Source organism: Rhizobacter sp. (genome assembly GCF_046595475.1).
In the GTDB taxonomy this organism is placed as follows: Bacteria; Pseudomonadota; Gammaproteobacteria; order Burkholderiales; family Burkholderiaceae_C; genus Rhizobacter.
On sequence record NZ_JBKJOQ010000034.1, the window covers coordinates 38,048 to 60,124 of the forward strand.

Annotated in this window: 22 protein-coding genes and 1 pseudogene; 5 read left to right on the plus strand and 18 right to left on the minus strand. The window is 64.8% G+C overall.

Annotated elements, in window-relative coordinates:
• The first annotated feature begins 511 nt into the window (after positions 1 to 511).
• From AC30QB_RS06265 to AC30QB_RS06280, 4 genes are all read left to right on the plus strand, one after another.
• Positions 512 to 3,622: a YncE family protein gene (locus AC30QB_RS06265; RefSeq protein ID WP_489545329.1), complete on the plus strand. Its 3,111-nt coding sequence runs from the start codon at positions 512 to 514 to the stop codon at positions 3,620 to 3,622.
• 161 nt (positions 3,623 to 3,783) lie between these two features.
• Entirely contained in the window at positions 3,784 to 4,239 is a 456-nt protein-coding gene (locus tag AC30QB_RS06270; RefSeq protein WP_489545330.1) for an ArsR/SmtB family transcription factor, read from the plus strand.
• Complete coding sequence (locus tag AC30QB_RS06275) at positions 4,122 to 4,610, plus strand: SRPBCC family protein (RefSeq protein ID WP_489545331.1); 489 nt, start codon at positions 4,122 to 4,124, stop codon at positions 4,608 to 4,610. The genes AC30QB_RS06270 and AC30QB_RS06275 overlap by 118 nt, the downstream gene beginning before the upstream one ends.
• 1 nt (position 4,611) lies before the next feature.
• Positions 4,612 to 4,959 (plus strand): GFA family protein, encoded by a 348-nt coding sequence (locus tag AC30QB_RS06280; protein WP_489545332.1) that lies wholly within the window; start codon positions 4,612 to 4,614, stop codon positions 4,957 to 4,959.
• Positions 4,960 to 4,985: 26 nt separating this feature from the next.
• Here the strand turns inward: AC30QB_RS06280 and AC30QB_RS06285 are convergent, their stop codons facing one another.
• The 8 genes from AC30QB_RS06285 to napE form a co-directional block, all read right to left on the minus strand.
• Positions 4,986 to 6,257, minus strand: coding sequence for an acyl-CoA dehydrogenase family protein (locus AC30QB_RS06285; protein ID WP_489545333.1), 1,272 nt, complete (start codon positions 6,255 to 6,257; stop codon positions 4,986 to 4,988).
• Positions 6,258 to 6,270: 13 nt separating this feature from the next.
• Complete coding sequence (locus AC30QB_RS06290; RefSeq protein ID WP_489545334.1) at positions 6,271 to 7,101, minus strand: universal stress protein; 831 nt, start codon at positions 7,099 to 7,101, stop codon at positions 6,271 to 6,273.
• The gene (locus AC30QB_RS06295; protein WP_489545335.1) at positions 7,098 to 7,682 is read right to left on the minus strand and encodes a hemerythrin domain-containing protein; all 585 of its coding nucleotides are present in this window, start codon (positions 7,680 to 7,682) and stop codon (positions 7,098 to 7,100) included. The genes AC30QB_RS06290 and AC30QB_RS06295 overlap by 4 nt, the downstream gene beginning before the upstream one ends.
• A 78-nt stretch (positions 7,683 to 7,760) precedes the next feature.
• A complete protein-coding gene (locus AC30QB_RS06300; protein ID WP_489545336.1) occupies positions 7,761 to 8,387 on the minus strand; it encodes a cytochrome c3 family protein in 627 nt (208 codons plus the stop codon).
• Positions 8,388 to 8,402: 15 nt separating this feature from the next.
• Entirely contained in the window at positions 8,403 to 8,870 is a 468-nt protein-coding gene (locus AC30QB_RS06305; RefSeq protein ID WP_489545337.1) for a nitrate reductase cytochrome c-type subunit, read from the minus strand.
• 20 nt (positions 8,871 to 8,890) lie between these two features.
• A complete protein-coding gene (gene napA, locus AC30QB_RS06310; RefSeq protein WP_489545338.1) occupies positions 8,891 to 11,377 on the minus strand; it encodes a periplasmic nitrate reductase subunit alpha in 2,487 nt (828 codons plus the stop codon).
• Entirely contained in the window at positions 11,364 to 11,687 is a 324-nt protein-coding gene (locus AC30QB_RS06315; protein ID WP_489545339.1) for a chaperone NapD, read from the minus strand. Before AC30QB_RS06315 ends, napA begins: the two co-directional genes overlap by 14 nt.
• Positions 11,688 to 11,689: 2 nt before the next feature.
• Positions 11,690 to 11,836, minus strand: coding sequence for a periplasmic nitrate reductase, NapE protein (gene napE / locus AC30QB_RS06320; RefSeq protein WP_489545352.1), 147 nt, complete (start codon positions 11,834 to 11,836; stop codon positions 11,690 to 11,692).
• Positions 11,837 to 12,080: 244 nt separating this feature from the next.
• Here napE and AC30QB_RS06325 point away from each other — a divergent pair, with 244 nt between their 5' ends.
• Positions 12,081 to 12,410 (plus strand): high-potential iron-sulfur protein, encoded by a 330-nt coding sequence (locus AC30QB_RS06325; protein ID WP_489545340.1) that lies wholly within the window; start codon positions 12,081 to 12,083, stop codon positions 12,408 to 12,410.
• A 54-nt stretch (positions 12,411 to 12,464) separates the two neighbouring features.
• Here AC30QB_RS06325 and AC30QB_RS06330 read toward each other — a convergent pair whose 3' ends face one another.
• From AC30QB_RS06330 to AC30QB_RS06375, 10 genes and pseudogenes are all read right to left on the minus strand, one after another.
• Entirely contained in the window at positions 12,465 to 12,857 is a 393-nt protein-coding gene (locus AC30QB_RS06330) for a SirB2 family protein (protein WP_489545341.1), read from the minus strand.
• 11 nt (positions 12,858 to 12,868) lie between these two features.
• Positions 12,869 to 14,071: an NnrS family protein gene (locus AC30QB_RS06335; RefSeq protein WP_489545342.1), complete on the minus strand. Its 1,203-nt coding sequence runs from the start codon at positions 14,069 to 14,071 to the stop codon at positions 12,869 to 12,871.
• Complete coding sequence (locus tag AC30QB_RS06340) at positions 14,068 to 15,225, minus strand: DUF8744 domain-containing protein (protein ID WP_489545343.1); 1,158 nt, start codon at positions 15,223 to 15,225, stop codon at positions 14,068 to 14,070. The genes AC30QB_RS06335 and AC30QB_RS06340 overlap by 4 nt, the downstream gene beginning before the upstream one ends.
• On the minus strand, positions 15,219 to 15,572 hold the full coding sequence (locus AC30QB_RS06345; RefSeq protein ID WP_489545344.1) for a metal-sulfur cluster assembly factor: 354 nt from the start codon (positions 15,570 to 15,572) through the stop codon (positions 15,219 to 15,221). Before AC30QB_RS06345 ends, AC30QB_RS06340 begins: the two co-directional genes overlap by 7 nt.
• Positions 15,573 to 15,574: 2 nt before the next feature.
• A complete protein-coding gene (locus tag AC30QB_RS06350; RefSeq protein ID WP_489545345.1) occupies positions 15,575 to 16,021 on the minus strand; it encodes an Rrf2 family transcriptional regulator in 447 nt (148 codons plus the stop codon).
• Positions 16,018 to 18,279: a nitric-oxide reductase large subunit gene (locus AC30QB_RS06355; protein ID WP_489545346.1), complete on the minus strand. Its 2,262-nt coding sequence runs from the start codon at positions 18,277 to 18,279 to the stop codon at positions 16,018 to 16,020. Before AC30QB_RS06355 ends, AC30QB_RS06350 begins: the two co-directional genes overlap by 4 nt.
• Positions 18,280 to 18,399: 120 nt before the next feature.
• The gene (locus tag AC30QB_RS06360) at positions 18,400 to 19,014 is read right to left on the minus strand and encodes an SCO family protein (protein WP_489545347.1); all 615 of its coding nucleotides are present in this window, start codon (positions 19,012 to 19,014) and stop codon (positions 18,400 to 18,402) included.
• A gap of 9 nt (positions 19,015 to 19,023) precedes the next feature.
• On the minus strand, positions 19,024 to 19,815 hold the full coding sequence (locus AC30QB_RS06365) for a formylglycine-generating enzyme family protein (protein ID WP_489545348.1): 792 nt from the start codon (positions 19,813 to 19,815) through the stop codon (positions 19,024 to 19,026).
• A 7-nt stretch (positions 19,816 to 19,822) separates the two neighbouring features.
• Entirely contained in the window at positions 19,823 to 21,277 is a 1,455-nt protein-coding gene (gene nirK / locus AC30QB_RS06370; protein WP_489545353.1) for a copper-containing nitrite reductase, read from the minus strand.
• Between the two features lie 361 nt (positions 21,278 to 21,638).
• Positions 21,639 to 22,077: pseudogene (locus AC30QB_RS06375) on the minus strand (altronate dehydratase); the annotation flags it as partial.

A 22,077-nucleotide genomic window follows, 5' to 3' on the forward strand; every position in this document is an offset into this window, starting at 1 on the left:
TGGATCGAATCGGTCGATAGGCACCTGCTGCTCTGGCACGGCGGCTTCGCAGGCCATCAGCAGGTGGATCAGCCGCATTGTGCGTTGCGGCCGGCGACAACCTCGACGCGCTGGCTGCAGCAGGCCTTGCTCCTCGCCCCAGAGTCAGGCTGTTTGGATTGTTCCAAAGAGTTCATGCGGCCCACGCTCGACGAAGGTCAATTCGCTCGGCAAGTCAAACCTTTTTGCACCCTTGTGCATGTTTACCCTGAAGACATTTCAGGCAGCGGGCTCGTTGTGGGTCGGCAAGGGGTACCGCTTCCAGGTGCGAAGGGAGAGTATTCACTTTCCATTCATAAATATCCCAGTAAGGCGCCTGTTCAACACGCCTCCTAATAGACACAATTTGCACGCGCATGCTATTCATCTGAGTGCCCTCAGGGTTGCCACGAGAGGATCACGCGCCTTGTTGCCTGCGCTTCCATGCAGGCAATGAGCCACATACAACGTTGCTCGACAGCGAGGAGACATCATGTTCTACCCCCCCTCTGGGGCCGCCTGCAGGCGGTTCCGTGCATCCCTGTTCGCCCTTGGCATTGGCCTTGGTGCATTCGCCGGCAGTGCCCATGCCGACGTCATCCTTCAGCAAAACTTTTCCAGCGGACTGGGCCCGTTCACTGCGGCTGGCTCGGTGAGCACGGGCACCGCCGGCGCCAAGCTGACTGCCGCGCTGTTGAGCACCGACGGCGCCATCACCTCGCCCCCCATCAGCACCGTGAACTACACGGGCATCAAGCTCAGCTATGACCGCGTCACCGTCGGGCTCGACATCGGGGAGGCCGGCATTGCCGAATATTCGACCGACGGCACCACCTACGCCGCGCTCGAGTCGACCCGCGCAACCGCATCAAGCCGAGTGAGCTTCGACCTGCCCACAGCAGCAGCTGGCATCACGACGCTGCGCGTGCGTTTCCGCGTCAGCGCCAACAGCGCAACCGAAAGCTACACGGTCAACACCGTGGCGCTCGAAGGCACGCCTGGCGGCGGCGGCGGTGGTGGGGGCGCACCACGCCCTGCCATTGGCAAGTTCACTACCTTCGAGAGCGGCCACGTGCGGCCGATGGCCCTGTCCAGCAACGGCCTGCGCTTGTACGTCGTCAACACACCGGACAACCGCGTCGAGGTCTACAACACGCAATCGGGCGTGCCGGTGCTGAGCGAGTCGATCCCGGTAGGCCTGGAGCCCGTGGCCTTGGCCTTGGCCAACGACAACCAGCTGTGGGTGGTCAACCACCTGTCGGACAGTGTGAGCATCGTCGACGTCTCGACCTCGCCAGCGCGTGTGGTCAACACACTGCTGGTGGGCGATGAGCCGCGCGACATCTTGTTTGCCGGTGCGGGCAACAAGTGGGCGTTCATCACTGCAGCACACCGCGGGCAGAACACCGGCTTCGACCCGCAGCTGACCACCGCCGGCGTCGGCCGTGCCGACGTCTGGGTGTACGACGCGGCCAACCCGGGCACCAAGCTCGGCGGCGCCCCCCTCACGCGCTTGAACATGTTCGGCGACACGCTGCGCGGCCTGGCCAAAAACGCCGCAGGCACCCGCGTGTACGCCGCGGTGTTCAACTCCGGCAACAAGACCACGGTGCTGAACGAAGACCTGGGCAACGGCGGGCTCACCCTGCCGTCGCCCACCACCGACGCCAATGGCAACGCTGCGCCTAAAACCACGTTGATCGTGCAGAAGAACGCTGCCGGTCGCTGGATGGACAACGGTGACCCGACGCGCAATGTGGCAGGCTCTGACTGGACCAGCCGCGTCAAGCTCAACCTGCCCGACTACGACGTCTTCACCATCGACACCTCGGGCTCTGCGCCCACCGTGACCGGTCGCACATCGGGCGTGGGCACCACGCTGTTCAACCTGGCGGTCAACCCGTCATCGGGCAAGGTCTACGTGAGCAACCAGGACGCCCGCAACATCGTGCGTTTCGAAGGCCCGGGCACCCGCTCGACCACCGTGCGCGGCCACTTCGTCGAAAGCCGCATCACGGTGATCGATGGCTCCAATGTGCTGCCCCGTCACCTGAACAAGCACATCGCGAGCTATGACCAGGCCGCGGGCACTGCGGCCGAGAAAGCAGCCAGCCTTGCCACGCCGCTCGAGATGGCCATCAGCCCCGACGGCGCCACGATGTATGTGGCAGCCATGGGCTCCAACAAGCTGGGCCGCATCAGCACCTCGCAGCTCGAAGCCAACAGCTTCACGCCTTCGGCCAACAACCACATCACGCTCACAGGCGGCTTGCCCACCGGTGTGGTGCTCGACTCGACGCGCAACCTGGCGTTCGTGACCACGCGCGCAGACAACGGGGTCTCGGTGGTCAACACCACTAGCTTTACTGAAACCGGCCACGTGAAGATGTTCAATCCTGAACCCGCTGTGGTGCAAAGCGGCCGCAAGTTCCTGTACGACGCGGTTCTCACTTCGAGCCGCGGCGACTCGTCGTGCTCAGGCTGCCACATCTTTGGTGACGTGGACCACCTGGCCTGGGACCTGGGCAACCCAAGCGAGAGCCGCGTGAGCAGCCCCAACACCTACAACAGCAACGTGCCCGCCTTTGGTCGAAAAGCCAACTTCCATCCGATGAAGGGGCCGATGACCACGCAAAGCTTCCGTGGCATGGTGGGCAACGGCCCTATGCATTGGCGCGGCGACCGCACCGGCCAAAGCCGCAGTGCCGGTGAAACGCTCGAACAGCAATCGTTCCAGGACTTCATCGTGGCCTTCACCGGCCTGCTGGGCCGCGACCAGCCGTTGACCGACACCGAAATGGCTGCGTTCACCAACTTCGTGCTCGAGATCAAGTACCCACCGAACCCGATCGCGAACCTGGACAACTCGCTCACCACCACTCAGGCGGCTGGCAAGAATGTCTACAACACAGTCACCTCGGACCAGGTCACCACTTGCAATGGTTGCCACCTGATCGATCCGACCCGCGGCAAGTTCGGCACTGACGGCACCATGTCCATCGAAGGCGCCCAGATCGACCAAGACTTCAAGATCCCTCACCTGCGCAACATCTACCAAAAGGTGGGCATGTTCGGCAACAACTCGCAGGTGGCTGGCACCGCAAACGTGGGCGACCAGGTGCGCGGCTTTGGCATTGCCAACGCGGGCAAGTTCGGCACGATGATCCAGTTCTTGAGCGAAAACGTGTTCGCGGCACTCTCGGCCACCCAACGCCAGCAGCTGGAGCAATACGTCATGGTGGCGCCGGCTGAGATGAACCCGATCGTGGGTCAACAGGTGACCGTCACGTCAGCAAACGCGTCGCAGTCAGACGTGACGGCCCGCGTAAACCTGCTGGTAGCACGCGCCAAAGTGACGAGCCCGGTTCCTGAGTGCGAACTCGTCGCGAAGTCGGTGGTGGGCGGCATTGCCAAGGGCTGGGTGCTGAACAGCGCTGGCAACTTCGTGCCTGACAAGGCGAGCGAATCGGCTGTCACGCAAGCCGCACTCATCACCCAAACCGCTTCGGCGGGATCGCCCGTGACTTTCACCTGCGTGCCCCCGGGCAACGGCACGCGCATAGGCGTGGACCGTGATGGCAACGGCACGCTCGATCGCGATTGATTTCGTGACGTGAGTGAGGTGTGGCAAACGGTTCGCCGTTTGCCTTGGAAGGCCCCCTTCGGTTTCGACTGATGGGGGCTTTTTTGCGGCTGCTCGCTGGCCGAGCGGGTGTTCATCGAGCAGGCTTGACAAGGCCATCGTCATCGCCAATACTAAACCTTATGGTTAACAATATAGAACACCAACTCGATCTCGTGTTTGCGGCGCTGTCTGATTCAACACGACGCGGCGTGCTGGCCCAGCTGGACGGCGGCGCCTTCTCAGTCTCCGAGCTGGCCCACCCACACGACATGTCGCTGCCGGGCTTCATGAAGCACTTGGCGGTGCTCGAAGCTGCCGGGCTCATTGCGCGCTCGAAAGAAGGGCGCGTGGTGCGCTGCCAGCTCGATGCCTCACCCCTGCAGGAGGCAGCGATGTGGATCTCTCGCTACGAACGTTTCTGGAACGAGCAGCTCGATGCGCTCGGCCGCTATCTCTACCACCAAGAGGAACTCACGCCATGGAAAGAACCCAACAACCCACCCCGCAAGGCGAGCAAGCCCAGCTCAGCCTCAGGCGCCACTTCCGTGTCGCGCCCGAAAAAGTCTGGCGCGCGTGGACCGACCCGCAAGCGCTGAGACAGTGGTTCGGCGTTGGCAAATCCGGCTCGGTCACCGCAGCCGAGTTCGACCTGCGCGTGGGTGGCCATTACCGCATCGCGTTCAACGGGCCGGCTGGCGAGGCGCATGGCGAGTCACACGAGGTCTCGGGGGTCTACCAAGAAGTGGTGCCCTTGCGTCGGCTGGTGTTCTCCTGGGCATTCAAGAGCACACCGGAGCGGGTGTCACGCGTCAGCATCAACCTCACACCCACCGCCGACGGCACCGAGCTCAGCTTTGTGCACGACCGATTCTTCGACGAACAGGCCCGCATCAACCACGAGCGCGGCTGGGCGCCCATGCTCGACCAGCTCGAAGGTTTTCTTCACCTCAACCCACAGGGCGCCTGACATGAAATACCAAGGAAGCTGCCACTGTGGCCGCGTGAAATTCGAAGCAGAAGGTGACCTCAACTCGGCCATGGCTTGCAACTGCTCCATGTGCCAGCGCAAAGGAACGCTGATGTGGTTTGTGCCGCGCAGCGCCATGCAGCTGCTCACGCCCGAAGGAAACATGAGCACCTATCTGTTCAACAAGCATGTGATCAAGCACCGCTTCTGCACCCACTGCGGTATTCATGCCTACGGCGACGGCACGGCACCATCAGGCGAGGCGATCGCGGCCATCAACATCCGCTGCGTCGAGGGCATAGACCTGCAGGCAATCCCGGTCACGCAGTTTGACGGTCGCTCGATGTGAGTCGGCTCACCCCGCATCAAGCCGCATCAGACGCGCTCAGCAGCCGGTGGCATCCAGCGCCTGAGGTGAGCGGCATTGGCGCCATGCCGTTTCTTGGCACGGCTCAGTTCACTTCGCGCCACCGTTCGCAGGTGCACCTCGTCAGGCCCGTCAAAGAAGCGCATCGCCCGGCCCCAGCTCCACAGACGGGCGAGGGGCGTGTCCGGTGTCAGGCCCATGGCGCCAAACACCTGCATCGCGCGGTCGAGCACCGTGGTCTGCAGTCGCGCGGTCACGAGCTTGATGCCCGCCACCTCGGTTCGCGCGGCCGGGTTTCCTTCGCGGTCCATGCGCCATGCGGCGTGCAACACCAGCAGCCGAGCTTGGTCGATCTCCAGGCGGGACAGGGCGATCCAGTCCTGCACGTTGGCGAAATCAGCCACGCGGGCACCGAAGGCCCGCCGCTCAAGCGCCCGTTCGCACATCAACTCAAGCGCCAGCTCGCACTGGCCGATGCTGCGCATGCAATGGTGTACGCGGCCCGGCCCCAACCGTGCTTGCGCCAGGCTGAAGCCGCGTCCCTGGTCTCCAAGCATGAAGACCGAAGGCACACGGACGTCCCGAAACACCAGCTCGCAGTGGCCTTCCAGGGCTTGGTGATCCATCACCGGGATGTTGCGCTCGATGCGAAGCCCGGGTGTGTCCATCGGCACCATCAGGATGGAATGCCTGCCGTGCGCCGTGCTCGAGTCACTGCCGTCATGGCGCCCCATCACCAGCACCACCCGGCACAGCGGGTGCGCCGCACCAGTGATGAACCACTTGCGGCCGTTCACGACATAGTCGTCGCCGTCGCGATCGATCCGCGTCTCGATGTTGGTGGCGTCGGACGAAGCGACATCGGGTTCACTCATCGCAAAGCATGACCGCATCTCGCCCGCGAGCAAGGGGTTCAGCCAACGCTCGCGCTGCAAGGGCGTGGCAAACAGTTGCAGCAGCTCGATGTTGCCGCTGTCGGGGGCGTTGCAGTTGAAGACCTCGGCTGACCACGGCACGCGCCCCATGATCTCGCACAACGGCGCGTAGTCGACGTTGCTCAGGCGCGTGCCGGGCTGGTCGGCACGCAGGCTGGGCAAGAAGAGATTCCACAAACCCAGATCGCGGGCCTGCGTTTTCAGGGGCTCGATCAAATCCAGTGGGTACACGCCCGCGTCGGCGTAGCGGTGCCATTCGCTGTAGCTCGGCAGCACCAGGTCGTCGATGAAGCGCTGCACGCGTTGGGCAAGCTCGGCGCTGGTGGCGGTGGGTTCGAAATCCATGCAGTCTGGCAGTTCAGCGTGACATCAACACCGGCACATGGGCCTGACTCAGCACAGTGCGGGTTACACCTCCCAGCAGACGCTCGCTCCAGCGCGAATGCCCGTAGCTGCCCATCACCAGCAGATCGGCCGCAAGCGTCTGTGCGGTCTGGAGGATGGTGTTGCCAATGTTCGCTTGCGCAGCATCGGTGTGGATCTCGCAGTGCACGCCGTGAGACGCCAGCCACTTGCCGACGTCGCTGAGCCGCTGATGAAGCGCGTGCGGCTCCACCTCGCCGTGCCGATACCACGTGCACAGGTGCACGACCTTGGCGCGTGTCAGCATGGGCAACGCGTCGGCCGCGGCACAGGCCACGCTTCGGCTGTCGTCCCAGGCGAGAAGCACGATGCGCCCCAAGTGATCTAGGGGCACAGCCTCGGGAAGCACCAAGGTCGGGCGCGCGCTGTGCAGCAGCACGCTCTCCACGAACTCTGCCTCCCCACGCGCGTGGGCCTGGCTGACGATGCACAGGTCGGCGCCGTGAGCGCGGTAAGCCAGCACCGTGGCGGCCTCTCCATCGTAGGCAGCAGCTTCAACCGGGTTGAGGCATTTTTCTGCCTCGCACCAATGCTTGAAGAGCTCTGTCCACCCGTGTGTCTGGTCGACTGAACGGTCGTGAGACTGCCGCGCGTCTTCAATCTGCTGGTGCGCGGCCGACATGAAGGTCGATGGGTTCTGCCGGCCCGTGGCGGCCACGCCGATGATGCGCGCTCCGTGCGCCTCGGCCAGCTTGACGGCCACGCGTGCGCGCATGCGGCAGCGGGCATCGCCGTCCACATGAACCATCACGTTGCGCAGGTTCACGCTGCGTAGCCCAGTCCAATAGGTGCTGGCACCAGGTTGACGATGCGGGTGAACAGGGCCCGATAGTCGGTGTCAGGTTCGTGGCCTGTCAGCGGGTCGCGGTTGGCCTGGAAAGCATCGTCCAGGTCTTGCCAGTCTTCCTCGGTCAGCAGGCGCTCGGCCAAAGGGAAAACTTCATGCTCCTCCAGCGCCATGTGGGTAAGGTAGAAGTCGCGGTAGCCCGTCATGGCCTGCTCGAACGATTCGCGTCGGATGTCGCCCAGCATCTCGAAGGCCAGCAAGGCGTGCTCCAGCTCGCGTATGTTGCGCTCACCAAGGGCGTGGTCGGCATCCAGGTGATCCAGCAGCTCGCGGTGTTGCGGCGTACGCGCCCGCAGCTTCGGGAACAGGATGTCCGACTCCTTGCGGTGATGCTGCTTCTCTGGGAACTCGTCGATGTAGAACATCATCGCGCGCAGGGCCTCGAAGTCGGGCAGGGTGCCGCGGGCTCGGTGGTGAGACAGCAGCATCGGGATGGACCGCACCATGGCGCGCAGCGCCGAGTGCTCGTCACGAATGATCCGCAGGGTGATGGGTTTCATGGATGCCTCCGGTGTTCCCCAAGCGTCTCACCGCTGGCCGGGCAGTACCTTGCGACAGATCAAACTGCGACCCGTGTGTCAGGGCTTGGGTTGAGGCACCTGCTGCCCTGGCGTGTCCGTCGGCGCCTCGCCGGCAGGGATGTGCGGCAGCCTGTGCGCAATGCCCTTGTGGCAATCGATGCAGGTCTTCTCTTTGTTGGCAAGGTAGGTGGAGTGCATGTTTTGGGCTCGCAGGCTTTGCCGCGTGAAGTCCATGTACTCATAGTTGTGGCAGTTGCGGCACTCCAGCGAGTCGTTGGCTTTGAAGCGCGCCCACTCGTGCTGGGCCAGCTCCAGCCGCTTGGCCTGAAACTTCTCTGGTGTGTCGATGGTGGCAAAGACAGTGCCCCACACCTCTTTCGATGCCTGCATCTTGCGGGCAATCTTGTCGGTCCAGTTGTGTGGCACGTGGCAGTTGGAGCACACCGCCCGCACGCCCGAGCGGTTGGTGTAGTGAATGGTGCTCTTGAGCTCGGCGTACACGTTGTCGCGCATCTCGTGGCAGCCGGTGCAAAAGGCCTCGGTGTTGGTGGCCTCCATTGCAGTATTGAAGCCACCCCAGAACACCACTCCGCCGACGAACCCCGCAATCGTGAGGAAGCCCAGGCTGAAGTGCACACTGGGGCGCGAGAGGATGCGCCAGTACCGTTTGATGAACTCAAGCATGCCGTTGCCTTTTTTCTACTTCTTGGTGGGCACCGCCGCCGCCTTGCGAATCACGGTGTCGACGTCTTCGAAGGTGTTGGGCACCAGCGCACCCACAGGCTCTTGCGTCACGTGGCATTGCATGCAGAAGTAGCGGCGAGTGGAAATCTGGGCCAGCACAGTGCTACTGCGGTCGATGTAGTGCGTGTCGCTCACGGGAATGGCCTGGGTGAACTCGCTCTTCGCGCGCGCATGGCAGTCCAGGCACTTGTTGAAGTTCTTGTCGACCTGGTAGCCGTCGACCCGATGCGGGATGGTGGGCGGCTGCATGGCGTAGCTGCGGGTGCGGCGCACGTCGTCGTTCACCGCGTTGGTGAGCAGGGGCGGCTTGGTCATTTCGGTGATGGGCACCGGCCCGCGCATGGCGTCTTGCACTGCGGGCGGTGCAGCAATAGCCGCCGATGCCAACAGCAACAGAGCCAGCAGGGTGTGACGGAGGTTCATGTGGGGAGCTCCTCGCTGCCTCATGCCTTGGTGATCTTCACGGCGCACTTCTTGAAGTCGGTCTGGAACGAGATCGGGTCGGTGGCGTCGAGGGTCAGCTTGTTGATGAGCTGGCTCGCGTCGAACCACGGTACAAAGACCAGCCCGCGTGGCGGCTTGTTGCGCCCACGTGTCTCCACCCGGGTGCGCATGCTGCCGCGGCGCGAGGCGATCTCGATCTCCACACCGCGGCGCACACCCAGCGCTTGGGCATCGTCGGGGTGCATGTAGCAGACCGCATGCGGCATGGCCTTGTGCAGCTCGGGCACTCGCCGCGTCATCGAGCCCGAGTGCCAGTGTTCCAGCACGCGGCCGGTCGACAGCCAGAAGGGGTAGTCCTTGTCGGGCGACTCGGCTGCGGGCTCGTAGGGCAGGGCGAAGATGAGTGCCTTGCCATCGGGGTGGCCGTAGAACTGGTAGCCCGTGCCGGCTTTGACATAGGGGTCGCTGCCTTCCTTGTAGCGCCAGCGCGTTTCGCGGCCGTTGACCACCGGCCAGCGCAGGCCGCGCACCTGGTGGTAGGTGTCGAAGGGCGCCAAGTCGTGGCCGTGGCCGCGGCCGAAGCTCGCGTACTCCTCGAACAAGCCTTTTTGCGCATAGAAACCGAAGGCCTTGGCCTCAGCGTTGTCGTAGCCAGCTTCCACCTCGGAAGGCGGAAACCTGTTGACCTGCCCGTTCTCGAACAGCACCTGGTACATCGTCTTGCCGCGGTACTCCGGCTTCTTGGCCAGCAGCTCGGGGGGCCACACTTCTTCCATCTTGAAGCGCTTGGAAAACTCCATCAGCTGCCAAAGGTCGGAGCGCGACTCGCCGGGCGGCGTGACGAGCTGGTGCCAGAAGTGCGTGCGGCGCTCGGCATTGCCATACGCACCTTCCTTCTCCACCCACATCGCCGCCGGCAGGATCAGGTCGGCCGCAATGGCCGTGACCGTCGGGTAGGCGTCAGACACCACCACGAAGTTGTCGGGGTTGCGGTAGCCCGGGTAGCCCTCTTGCATGAGGTTGGCGCCGGCCTGTATGTTGTTGTTGACCATCACCCAGTAGGCGTTGAGCTTGCCGTCCTTGAGCATGCGGTTTTGCAGCACGGCGTGGTAGCCCGGCGTGCCGGGAATGGTGCCGTCGGGCAGCTTCCATATCTCTTCGGCGCGGGCGCGGTGCTGGGGGTTGGTCACCACCATGTCGGCGGGCAGCCTATTTGCAAAAGTGCCCACCTCGCGCGCCGTGCCGCAAGCCGAGGGCTGGCCCGTGAGCGAGAACGGGCTGCTGCCGGGCGTTGCGATCTTGCCGGTGAGCAGGTGAATGTTGTAGACCATGTTGTTGCACCAGACGCCGCGCGTGTGCTGGTTGAAGCCCATGGTCCAGAACGACATCACCTTCACCTTGGGGTCGGCATACAACTCGGCCAATGCTTCGAGCCGGTTCTTGGGCACACCGCTCAGCTTGGCGGTGTATTCCAGGTCGTAGGTGGAAACAAACTTGGCGAACTCATCGAAGCTCATGGGCTTGGAGCCGCCCGCGTCCTTGGCGTTCTTGGCGGCCTTCTGCAGCGGGTGTTCGGGGCGCAGGCCGTAGCCGATGTCGGCATTGCCCAAGCGAAACGAGGTGTGCTTCTCAACGAAGTCGCGGTTCACTCGCCCGGTGCTGATGATGTAGTGGGCGATGTAGTTGAGGATGGCGAGGTCTGTCTGCGGCGTGAAGGTGAGCTCGATGTCGGCCAGCTCGTAGGAGCGGTGCTCGAAGGTCGAGAGCACCGCCACTTTCACATCTTTGCCGCTCAGGCGCCGGTCGGTCACCCGCGTCCACAGAATGGGGTGCATCTCGGCCATGTTCGAGCCCCACAGCACGAAGGCGTCGGCGGCCTCGATGTCGTCATAGCAGCCCATGGGCTCGTCCATGCCAAAGGTGCGCATGAAGCCCACTGCGGCCGAGGCCATGCAGTGGCGTGCATTGGGGTCGAGGTTGTTGGAGCGAAAGCCCGCCTTCATCAGCTTGAGCGCGGCGTAGCCTTCCCAGATCGTCCACTGGCCCGAGCCAAACATGCCCACCGCGGTAGGGCCCTTGTCTCTCAGCACGCGTTTGAATTGCTCGGCCATCACGTCGAAGGCCTTGTCCCACGACACCTGCTGGAACTCGCCGTCTTTGGCGTACTGCCCGTTCTTCATGCGCAGCAGCGGATGGGTCAAGCGGTCTTCGCCGTACATGATCTTCGACAAAAAATAGCCCTTGACGCAGTTCAGGCCCTTGTTGACCTCGGCTTGCACATCGCCGTGGGTGGCCACCACGCGGTTGTCTTTCACGGCCACCGTCACGCCGCAGCCGGTGCCGCAGAAGCGGCAGGGTGCCTTCGACCATTTCAGTTTGGAGTCTTCAGCGCTGCCCGCCGCCGCATGGGCGAGGGGCACGCCCGCCACGGCGGCTGCGGTTGCCGCGGCCGTTTGCCTAATGAAGTCGCGTCTAGCGATCGGCATCGGGAATTTCCTCGTTCATGGAGGCCAGTGAATCGGCGCATTGGTACACCAGCGCGGCCGAAAGAACGCCTTCGGCACGCTGGATCTGGTGGATGGTGGCGATCATCTGTTCGGCGCTGCGCGCCTCCAGCGTCACCACCAGCTTGCCGGCGGCCGACACCGCATGGACTTGCGCGCCGGGCAGCGTCGACAACTCCGTGGCGACCCGCGGCGCGCGCTTGGGCGTGGAGTACACGACCAGGCTTGCGATGTGCAGCTCGGCCGACGGGGCATCGCCGAAGTTGATGGCATCAGGCAAGGGCCAAGCCATGCTCAGCTCCCGGGTGGGCCGGAAATCATCTGAACCATCCAGACGAGAAAGCCATAGCCTGCGACCGTCACCACCGCCAGTACGGGTGCCAAGACCACCGACAGAAACAGGAAGGTGCGCAACTCTTGCGCTCGGGTGGCGCGGGCCATGGGCTCATTCACGGGGGCTTGCAAGGGCATGCGCCGCACCTTACGGTCAGCGCTCGCGTGCGGGCTTGATGCAAGTCAAACGCCGACTTGATGGGCGACCTGCCTCAGCCAAGTTTCGTTGTGCGAACGCAGCCAATGGAGCGGCTGAGGTTCGATGCTCAATTCTTGATCTGGCGCACATCGCACACGCAGCCCGCACACGACACTGGCATATGCCCACTCACTGCCCGCAAGGATAGCCACCATGGAAGCCCGTACCTCGGCGTTGACACGCCGGCGCTTCATACAGTGGCTTCCCCTCGCAAGCGCTACGGAGCTTGCGGCGCCACCTGCCCTCGCGCAATACCCGCACCTCGACGAACAAGAACAGAGGGCACGCGACCTCGGCTATGCGGAAGATGCGACCACTGTCGATCACAAGCGCTACCCCAAGTACGCGGTGGGTGAGACCTGCGCCGGCTGCGACCTCTACCTCGCCAAACCCACCGAGCCCTGGGCGGCCTGCACCTTGTTTCCGCGGCGGCTCGTGGCGGGCAAAGGCTGGTGCGACGCCTACAGGCCGCGCGCTCGATGAGTTGCAGCAGCGGCAAGAAAAGCGGCCGCCAGCGTGAGGGTGTGCCGGTGCAGGTCAGGCCAGCCAGCTCACGAACCCGAGTGCGCTCTTGCTGATGGCCACCGACACGATGTAGCCAAAAGTGGCCAGTGCGCAAAACCAGGCCATTGCACGCAGCCTCAGGCTGCGCCCCGGCCGCAGTGCCAGAGCCCCCAGCACAACATAGATCACCAGTGCGACGATCTTGGCCAGCAGCCAGGGTTGGCTCAAGGGGTTGAGCTGCAGTGCCCATGCGAGTGCGAGGGCTGAGGCCAGCAACACGGTGTCGACAATGTGCGGCAGCGTCTTGGCGGCTCTGCTGCCGACCCAAGCGGCGCCCGCCAGTGCGCCGCAGCCGCGTGCGAAGAAGCCGGCGAAGGACAAGGCCACCGCGCTCTGGTGAATCGTCTTGACGACCAGGTAGTCCATGTGTGAAACGCTCAGCCAGGTTTGCCGTCGAGCCGGGACATGCTCAACACGGGCCAGTAGCGCAGCGCGTAGAGCCCGAAGCCGGCCGACCAGAGAAAGGCCGAACCCATCACCGCGTTGCGGTATTGCGCGGGCCAGGCCAACGGCAGCAGCACGCGCACCACGCCAGCCGCAAGAATGAGCAGGTAGCAGGCCACATCGAAGCGGTCGGCCTGCAGTGGCCGACCGGTGTGGCCGCGCGCGGTGCGCGTCATCATGCCGATCACCATGCCGCCGATGGCGCCCGCCGTCAGCGCATGGGTTGCCAGTGACGGCAGCACCCACCCGAGCGCGCCCATGCCGCGCAGCGCCAGATGCAGCGGGATCCAGGCATAAGCGGCGTGCAACACCCACACCAGCGGCGCGCTCAGGGTCTTCCAAGGGCGCCAGAGCAACCACCGCCAGAGGTGGAGCGCTGCGCAGATGAAGGCCACCACGATCTCAAGCGCGGCAGGGTGGGGCAGCAGGTCGACGACCCACAGCAGGAGCAGGCTGGCCAGCGCGGCCTTCTCGATGCGCTCGTCGCGCGTGGCGCCTGCACCCGGCACGCCGTTGTTGGTGAACATGGGGATCACGCGGCCACCCATCACGGCCATGATGAAGAGCACCATGTCGAGCGCCAGCTGCATGCCCAACCAGGGCGGCACGGCGACCACGCCCAGCTGCGCCAGGTGAACGCCGAACTCGGCCATGCTCATCATCAACAAGAGGCTCACGAAGAAGTAGTTGCGGTGATTGCGTGCAGCCCAGAAGGGAATGGCCAGCGCCACCGCCGCGGCAAGGGGAAACGCCGCGTTGACCACGGCAGCGGGCCAGGCGAAGGGCGTCAGCACCAGCACGCGGCCTGCCACCCAAAGGCCCGCCAATGCGGCCAGCGGCCAGCCTGTGGGCGTGGGGCGATTCGACCAGTTTCGCCCGGCGGTGAACAGAAAGCCGACGATCACGGCGAGGGTGAAGCCGAACAGCATCTCGTGGGCGTGCCACAACGGCCAGCTGAGATAGGGGTGCGTGATCCAGCCGGCAAACTGCGCGGCCCACAGCGCCACCGAGGTGGCGGCGAACACGCTGGCGAGCAAGTAAAACGGGCGGAACCCAAGCTCCCAGAGCGCGAACCGCTGGGTCGGGTGAGGCGCGGGCGGCTCTTCGATGGGAATGATCGGGATGATCGGGGTCATTGGGTGCGGCCGGTTGAAGATGTGTCGGGCCGCATGCGCCATACGATCGCAGAGCCGATCACGACGAGCACGAAGACTGCCAAGGAAACGGCGTTCCAGGCCGCACCTGCCGCGCGCAATGTGGGGTTGGAGAACCCGCCCAACAAACGCAAGGCCAGCGAGGCGTGAAGCAGCGCCAGGGGCGCATAGAACCACGCGCCGAACACCAGCTTGACGCGCGCCACGGCGGGCAGGATGACCGGCGAATGCCCCATCACCATGCTGAGCACGAAGCCCAGGCCCAGCGCGTGCAAAGCCATGTCGCGACCCGGGCAGCCCACGGCCATGCCCATCCATGCGATGCCTGCTACAGCGAGCCAGGCGTAGCCGCTGAGCAGGCAGATGGCCATGTAGCGCGGCAAGCCCTGCGCTCTCACCGTGCGCCATGCAATGTCGAACACGCAGAGCCAGATGGCCAATGCGGTGAGTGCACCGCCGTAGAGCACGCCGCCCGCAGCCGAATCGTGGGCAGACAGTGCGGCGCCCATGAGCAAGGCCGACAGCGCCAGCAGCAGGCTGCCCTGCGCCATCGGGCGATGCCGCATCAGCCGCGTCATCTCCAGCCGCTCGGCAGCGATGGTCAGCACGAGGAAGGCGAACCACCATGGCAAGGCGGCGTCGACTCCCAGGCCCGCGGCCAGCATGAGGTTGCCCACCCACCACGCGAGCGCTCCCACCAGCATCAGCACGGTGTGCGCCGCCGTGTGCCGCAGCAGCACCGCCACGTTCACGCCGACAAAGATGAATGCAGCCAAGACCGACAGCCAGGCGCCCGCCGCCGTGTGGCCGAGCAGTATGAGCAACGCGCCGAGCGCGGAAGCGCAAGGTGCAGCGAAGGCCGAGCGCAGGCGGATCGCCACCGCGCGCTCGATACTGATCACCGTGCCCAGAAAGCCCGACATCATCAGCGCCGCATGTGCCGCTGCTGCATGCCCCAAGGTCTCGCTGGTGGCGAGGCGAACCGGCGCCAAACCAGCACGCAGCAGCCCCCCGGCCACGGCCGCGAGCAGGCATTCGGCGGCCAGTACCAGCATCACCACCTTGAACACCGGCGCGGCCGAAGCGTGGCGCCGTGCGCTCGTGCGCAGGGGCCGCGCGTGGGGCGCACTCACCATTGCATGAAGCGCTTGGCGCTCTCGCTCATGCGGCTGGGCTCCCAGGCGGGCTCCCAGCACAGTTCGATCTCGATCGCCATCGCCGCGGGCAGCACGCGGTCGAGCTCGGTTTCGACCTCTTCGAGTATCACGTCGGCCACGGGGCAGGCGGGCGAGGTCATGGTCATCTGCACGGTGATCTTGTCGGCCGTGAGGGCCACGCTGTAGATCAGCCCCACGTCAACGATGGACAGGGCGAGTTCAGGGTCTACGACCCGCGTCAACGCTGCCAGCACGGTGGCTTGAAGATCCTGCGGCCCGCTGCACGTGTAGCGAGGAAGGGCGCAAGGCTGAGACGCTGCTTGCATGCTCAGGCGCTGATCGGCGTGATGTGTAGCACCCGTGCCAGGGAAGACTTGTTGCGCGTCAGGTCGGCCAGGGTGTAGCCGTCGAGCACGGCATAAAAAGCCTCTACGGCCTCGCGCAACACCGAGCGCAGGCGGCAGATGCCCGCAATGCTGCAGTGGTGCGGTGCGGTGCCGAAGCATTCGGCGGGCATCGCGCTGCCCTCGGTGGCGCGCACCACGTGGCCGACGACGATGCGCTCGGGCTCGAGGGCCAGGCCGAGCCCACCCCCCTTGCCGCGCACATTGGCGAGCCAGCCCCGCTTGCCGAGGAAATGAACCACCTTGGTGAGGTGGTTCACCGACACATCGAAGGCCGCTGCAATCTCGGCGATGGTGGCGCGGCGGCCAACATCAGCGGCAAGGTAGATCAACACCCTCAGGCTGAAGTCGGTGAAGCTGGTCAGCTTCATGGGCGCACCACAGCCGCCCTGCCGGTAGGAACGCGGTGGGTGACCGGCTTGCGCAGCAGGCGCAAGGCATACCAGCTCAGCAACAGCGCACCGCTCGCAAACACGATGTCGCCCGGCACGCGCAGCCACACCAACGTTTCCATCACGCCCGAGTGAATGATCTCCGGCGAGCGCGCGTACCACAGACCCTTGTTCACACTGGCCCAGGCTTGGTAGATGCCGGCAGGCAGCACCGACAGGAACACCATCATGGCCAGGCCAATGTTCAGGCTCCAGAAGGCCGGCTTCAACAGCTTGTCTGAATGCAGGGCGCGGTCATACAGGCCACGCAGGCAGAACAGCATGAGGCCTATGCCCAGCATGCCGTACACCCCGAACAGTGCGGCGTGCCCGTGGGCGGCCGTCATGTTCAAGCCTTGCACGTAGTAGAGCGAGGCAGGCGGGTTGATGGCGAAGCCCAGCACGCCGGCGCCCACGGTGTTCCAGAAACCCACGGCCACGAAGCACATGATCGGCCACTTGTAGGCGGCGAGCCACGGTGCGGCTTGCGAGCGACGATAGGTTTGCAGTGCCTCCAGCCCGATCAGGGTAAGCGGCACGACCTCGAGCGCCGAGAACACCGAGCCCACGGCGATTACCGAAGTGGGTGTGCCGGTGAAGTACAGGTGGTGCAAGGTACCGAGGATGCCGCCGAACAGGAAGACGATGGTCTCGGCGACGATGGCGCGGTTGGCGCTGGTCGCATGGATCAACCCCAGGCGGGTGAAGATGAGCGCGACCACGGCGGTGGCAAACACCTCGAAGAAGCCTTCGACCCACAGGTGCACCAGCCACCAGCGCCAGTACTCGATCATCGAGTAGTGGGTGTGCTGGCCCCAGACGAGAGAGCTGGAGTAAAAGCCACCGATGCAGGCTGCCGACAGGAAGACCATGGCGATGAGCCCACGCGTTTCAGACGGCTTCATGAGTGCCGGCCAGAGCGCACGGCCCAACAGCAAGAGCCAGAACAACAGGCCCACGAACAGCAGGATCTGCCACACCCGGCCCATGCTGGTGAACTCTAGGCCCTGGTTGCCGATCCAGAAGCTGAAGTCGACGCCGCGATGCTGCAGCGTGCCCAGCCAGCCGGTCGCGGTAGAGCCGACGACGATGAAGATCAGCGCCCAGAACAGCACGTCGACGCCGAGCTTTTGCAGCTTGGGCTCATGGCCCGACAGCAGCGGCGCAATGTACAGGCCAGTGGCCAGCCAGGCGGTGGCGATCCAGAAGATGCCCACCTGCGTGTGCACGGTGCGGCTCACCACATAGGGCAGCACGTCGCCGAGCGGAATGCCGAAGAAGGCCTGGCCTTCGACCGCGTAGTGGGCGGTGATGGCCCCCATGCCGATCTGCAGCAAGATGAGCCCGATGACGGCGAAGAAGTACTTGCGCGTGGCCTTCATCGACGGCGTGGCGGCGGCCCCCAACAAGGGGTCAGCCTTGGCCAGAACCGGCGGGGCCTGGTGCTCTTGCGAGCCGTGAAACCACAGCATGGCGGCGATGCCGGCGATGAGCAGCACGATGCTGACCATCGACCACATGGCGGCCGAGCCGGTCATGGTGTTGCCCACCAGCGGCTCGTGGGGCCAGTTGCTGGTGTACGAAAGATCGGTCTCGCCGGGGCGGTCGGTGACGGCGGCCCAAGACGTCCAGAAGAAGAACGCGGCCAGCGCGGCACGGTCGGCGGCGCCCGGCAAGACGCCGTCGGACATGGCGTACTGCTCGCGCAGCTTGGCCAGCGCCGGGTCACTGCCATACAAGGCGATGTAGTGGCTGGCGACCTCGCGGATCGCTGCGGCGCGGTCGTCAGACACGGTGACGTTGCCACTCAGCTCGTCATAGGTGTTGCGACGCATCTCGTCTTTCAACGTGATGTCGAGTGCCGCGTGATCGGCTGGCGTCAGCGGCTGGGTCTGTGTGCGGCGCAGGGCCTGCAGGGCCGTCGCCTCGCGGTGCAGCCAATCAGCAGACCAGTCGGGTGCCACATAGCTGCCATGGCCCCAGACGGTGCCCAGCTGTTGGCCACCGCTTGCGAGCCAGGCTCGCTGGCCGGCCTGGATCTGCTCGCCGGTGAACAGCACGCTGCCATCACGTGCGACCACGGTCTTGGGAATCGGCGGCGCGCTCAGGTGTATTTGCCACCCGAGGTAGCCGAGCGCGCCGAACGACAAGACGAAGATGAGGCCTAGCCATCGCCACAGCCTTTGGGTGTTGTTCATGGAAGTTTCCAGTAGTGGAGGAGCGGTGGTGGGTGTAAAGGTGTATTTCGAATGCACCTATGCTAGGAATCACCGGCCAAATGCGAGTTGACGCGGATCAAGCAAGTGCGAGATAGCTTCCTAGCGAACCTGCCCCACGACATCCTTCAACTTCTTGACGAACTCGGGGTCTGCATCACCGAGCTTGGCGGTCTTGGCTGCGATGCGGCCTTCGCTGTCGATCAGCACGATGGGGGCGCTGTGGTTGAAGTCGCCATTGGCCAACTGCCGGTACTGGATGCCCAGCACCGCCGCCAGCTTGCGCACGCTCTTGGCATCGGTGCGGGCTAGCGACCAATGGGCAGGGTCTAGGCTGCGCTCGCCGGCCGTGCGCTTGAGCACGGCCACGCTGTCGTGTGCAGGGTCGAAGCTCACCAGCAACACCGAGAGCTGCGCGCGCTCCTGCGCACTCAGCTGCGCCTCGTTGCTGCGCAGCGCATCGATCAACATTGGGCAGACGAACTGGCAAGAGGTGTAGAACATGCTGACGAGCAGCGGTTTGCCGCGATGCTCGGCCAGTGGGAAGCCGCGGCCGTCTTGATCGGTCAGCATCAAGGGCAGCTGATAGATCGAGTCGGCTGGGATTGCGGCTGTGCCGGCTTGCGGGGCGGGCTGCGCTGCTTGCGCGATGCCGGCACATAGCGCCGCTACGGCGATGAGAAAGGCAGGCAAGGCATGCCGAAGATGTTTTTTCACGTGGCGTTCCTAAGGGTAGTCGCGCACGCAGCGAAACCCCAGGCTGCTGGTGCTGTCTGATGCGTTGAGAGAAGAGAGCAGCGCAATGCGCATCAGCACGGCGTAGTTCTCGCGGTCTTGCAGGCTGAGGGCGCCGGCGCCGCAAAACTTCAGCTTGTCGGGGTCGTCACCAGCGCGGCTGTCGGGGCTGACGAGCAGGGCATTGAAGTCGTCCACCCATTCCCAGATGAGGCCATGCAGGTCGCGCACGCCGTAGAGGTTGGCCGCGCCGCCCACCAGCGCAGGCGTTGCATAGGCAGGCTTGGCGTACCAGGCCAGGATGCCGGCTCGCCAGGCTGGGTCGCTGCGTGCATCGGCACGCGTCGCGTCGGCTGCCGCGGCGTATTCCCACTCCTGCCAGGTCGGCAGGCGGGCGCCTTCGTTTTCGCAAAAGGCTTGCGCGGCGAACCAGCTCACGGCCGTCACCGGCTGTGATGAGGCTTCGCGGGCGGGGGCTGAGGGTGACACCCAGTCTCTCAAGTAGCCGCTGTCGGCAAAGGTGCGCGCGACACGGTCTCGCTGCCACGTCGGGTTGGCGGCGACGAAGCCGCTGAACTCTGCTTGCGTGACCGGAAGGACGCGCATCGCAAACGGCGCCACGGGCACCGGCGCACGGTCGCCGTCATTGGCCAGCACGGTGGTGAGCGTGCCCGCAGGCACGTTGACGTAGTCAGCCGCCGACACCGCCAGCGCACTTGTCAGCGCACTGGCCAGTAAGCCGACCATCAGGCTGGCCGACAGCAGTGCGCGCGATGCCCACATGCGAAGCTCAGTGTGCCGCAGGCGCTTTGGCAGGCGGCTTCTCGGCACGCAAGGCCTTGACCTCGGCGGTCAGGATGCGGCCACCCGGGTTGCCCCAGCTGTTGAGCACATAGGTGAGGATGTTGGCCACCTCGTCGTCGTTGAGCTGGTTCATCGGTGGCATTACCGAGTCGTATTCTTTGCCGTTGACAGTGAGCTTGCCGCTGAGGCCATGCAGCACCACGCTGGCGGCGCGCTTGGGGTCGGCCGCGAAGTAATCTGACTTCGCGAGCGGCGGGAACACACCCGCCAAGCCTGCACCATTGGCCTGGTGGCACACCGAGCAGGTGCCGGCAAAGAGCGCCTGGCCGGCCTGCACCTGGTCTTGCACCGACAGCACGCCGGTGGCGGCGTTGCGCGTGGCCGTGGTCACCGCGGCCATGTTGGGCTGAGAGCGGTCGCCGAGGTACACAGAGTCGAGTTCCTTGCCGGAGTAGATGCTCTTGTCTTCGGGGCCGCTCACTTTCATGATGGCCAGCGCGCCCTTGTTGAAGGCGCGGAAGATGGAGTGGTCGACCAACACATAGCTGCCGGGCACCTTGGTCGTGAACTTGACCACCGCCGCGCCGCCCGCCGGGATCAGCGTGGTCTGCACGTTCTTCTGCACATTGCTGCCGCCCTCGTAGCGCACCTCGTCGAAGATGGCGCCGATCACGTGGAAGCTCGACACCAGGTTGGGCCCGCCGTTGCCCACGTACAGGCGCACGGTTTCGCCGGTTTTGGCGGCGAGGGCCTTGTCGCCGGTGAGTGCACCTTCGGCGCCGTTGAAAAGCACATAGGTCGGGCGCTCGTCGATGGCTTTTTCCATGTCGAAGGGCTGCTGGCCCTTTTCGCGGTATTTGCCGGTGGTGTAGAAGTCGCCCTGCATCACGTAGTACTCGTGGTCGACCTTGGGCAGCCCGTTAGGCGGCTCGACCAGGATCAGCCCATACATGCCGTTGGCCACGTGCATGCCCACCGGCGCAGTGGCGCAGTGGTAAACGTAAATGCCTTCGTTCAAGGCCTTGAAGGTGAACTGCGACTCATGGCCGGGCGCGGTGAAGCTTGAAGCAGCGCCGCCACCGGGGCCGGTGACACCGTGCAGGTCGATGTTGTGCGGCATCTTGCTGCTGGGGTGGTTCTTGAGGTGGAACTCGACCGTGTCGCCCTGGCGCACGCGGATGAAACTGCCCGGCACCGTGCCGCCGAAGGTCCAGAAGGTGTATGACACTCCTTCGGAGATAGCCATGTCCTTCTCGACGACCTCGAGCTCGACGATGACCTTGGCCGGGGCCTTGCGGTTCGTCGGCGGCGGCACGTTCGGCGGCGAGGTGAGCACGGCGCGGACCGGCGCACCTTGCGGTGGCCCGAAATCGCCCGCGCTCCGGGTCGCGTTCGGGGCGGCGGCGCCGGCAATGCCGGCGAATGCGATGGAGGCGGCCATCGCGGCGAGGAGGCGAAGGATGAAGAGTCGGGCCACTGTGTCGCTCCTGGCTGGACGAGAGGCCAAAGATGGATTGGCGATATCTCGATGTTAGGAAGCGAGGCGGCGTGCGACCTTGCGGAAGGTCAACCCGGGGCCGGGTCAGATCGAACGCAGGAAGCCGGCCGGACGCTTGCCGAACGCGGCAAAACGACCCAGGCGAAGCCCAGGCGCGCGCGGCGAAGCCGCAGAACCGAGTACAGGACCGCGACCTCGTGCAGTGCCCGGAGGTCGTCCACTTCAGGCTGGGGTCAGCTCAGCCCCTTCGGCCGTTCAACCCTTCAGCCCGGCCCCGCCCTGCGCCCGACGCAGGCCATCTTCGTCACATCACCGCGCCGAGCGCCCAGGGCACGAACTCGTTCTGGCCGTAGCCGTGGATCTCGCTCTTGGTCTTCCTGCCCGACGCGGTCTCGAGCATGAGCCGGAAGATCCGCTCGCCCATCTCGTCGATGCTCGTGCCGCCGTCGATGACGTCGCCGCAGTTGATGTCGATGTCGTCTTCCTGCTTCTGCCAGAGCGCGGTGTTGGTCGAGAGCTTGAGCGACGGCGCGGGGGCGCAGCCGTAGGCCGAGCCGCGGCCGGTGGTGAAGCAGATGAGGTTGGCGCCGCCCGCGACCTGGCCGGTCGCCGAGACCGGGTCGTAGCCGGGCGTATCCATGTAGACAAAACCTTTTTTTGTCACCGGCATGGCATATTCGTAGACGTCCACCAGATTGGTGGTGCCGCCTTTCGCCACTGCGCCCAATGATTTTTCGAGGATC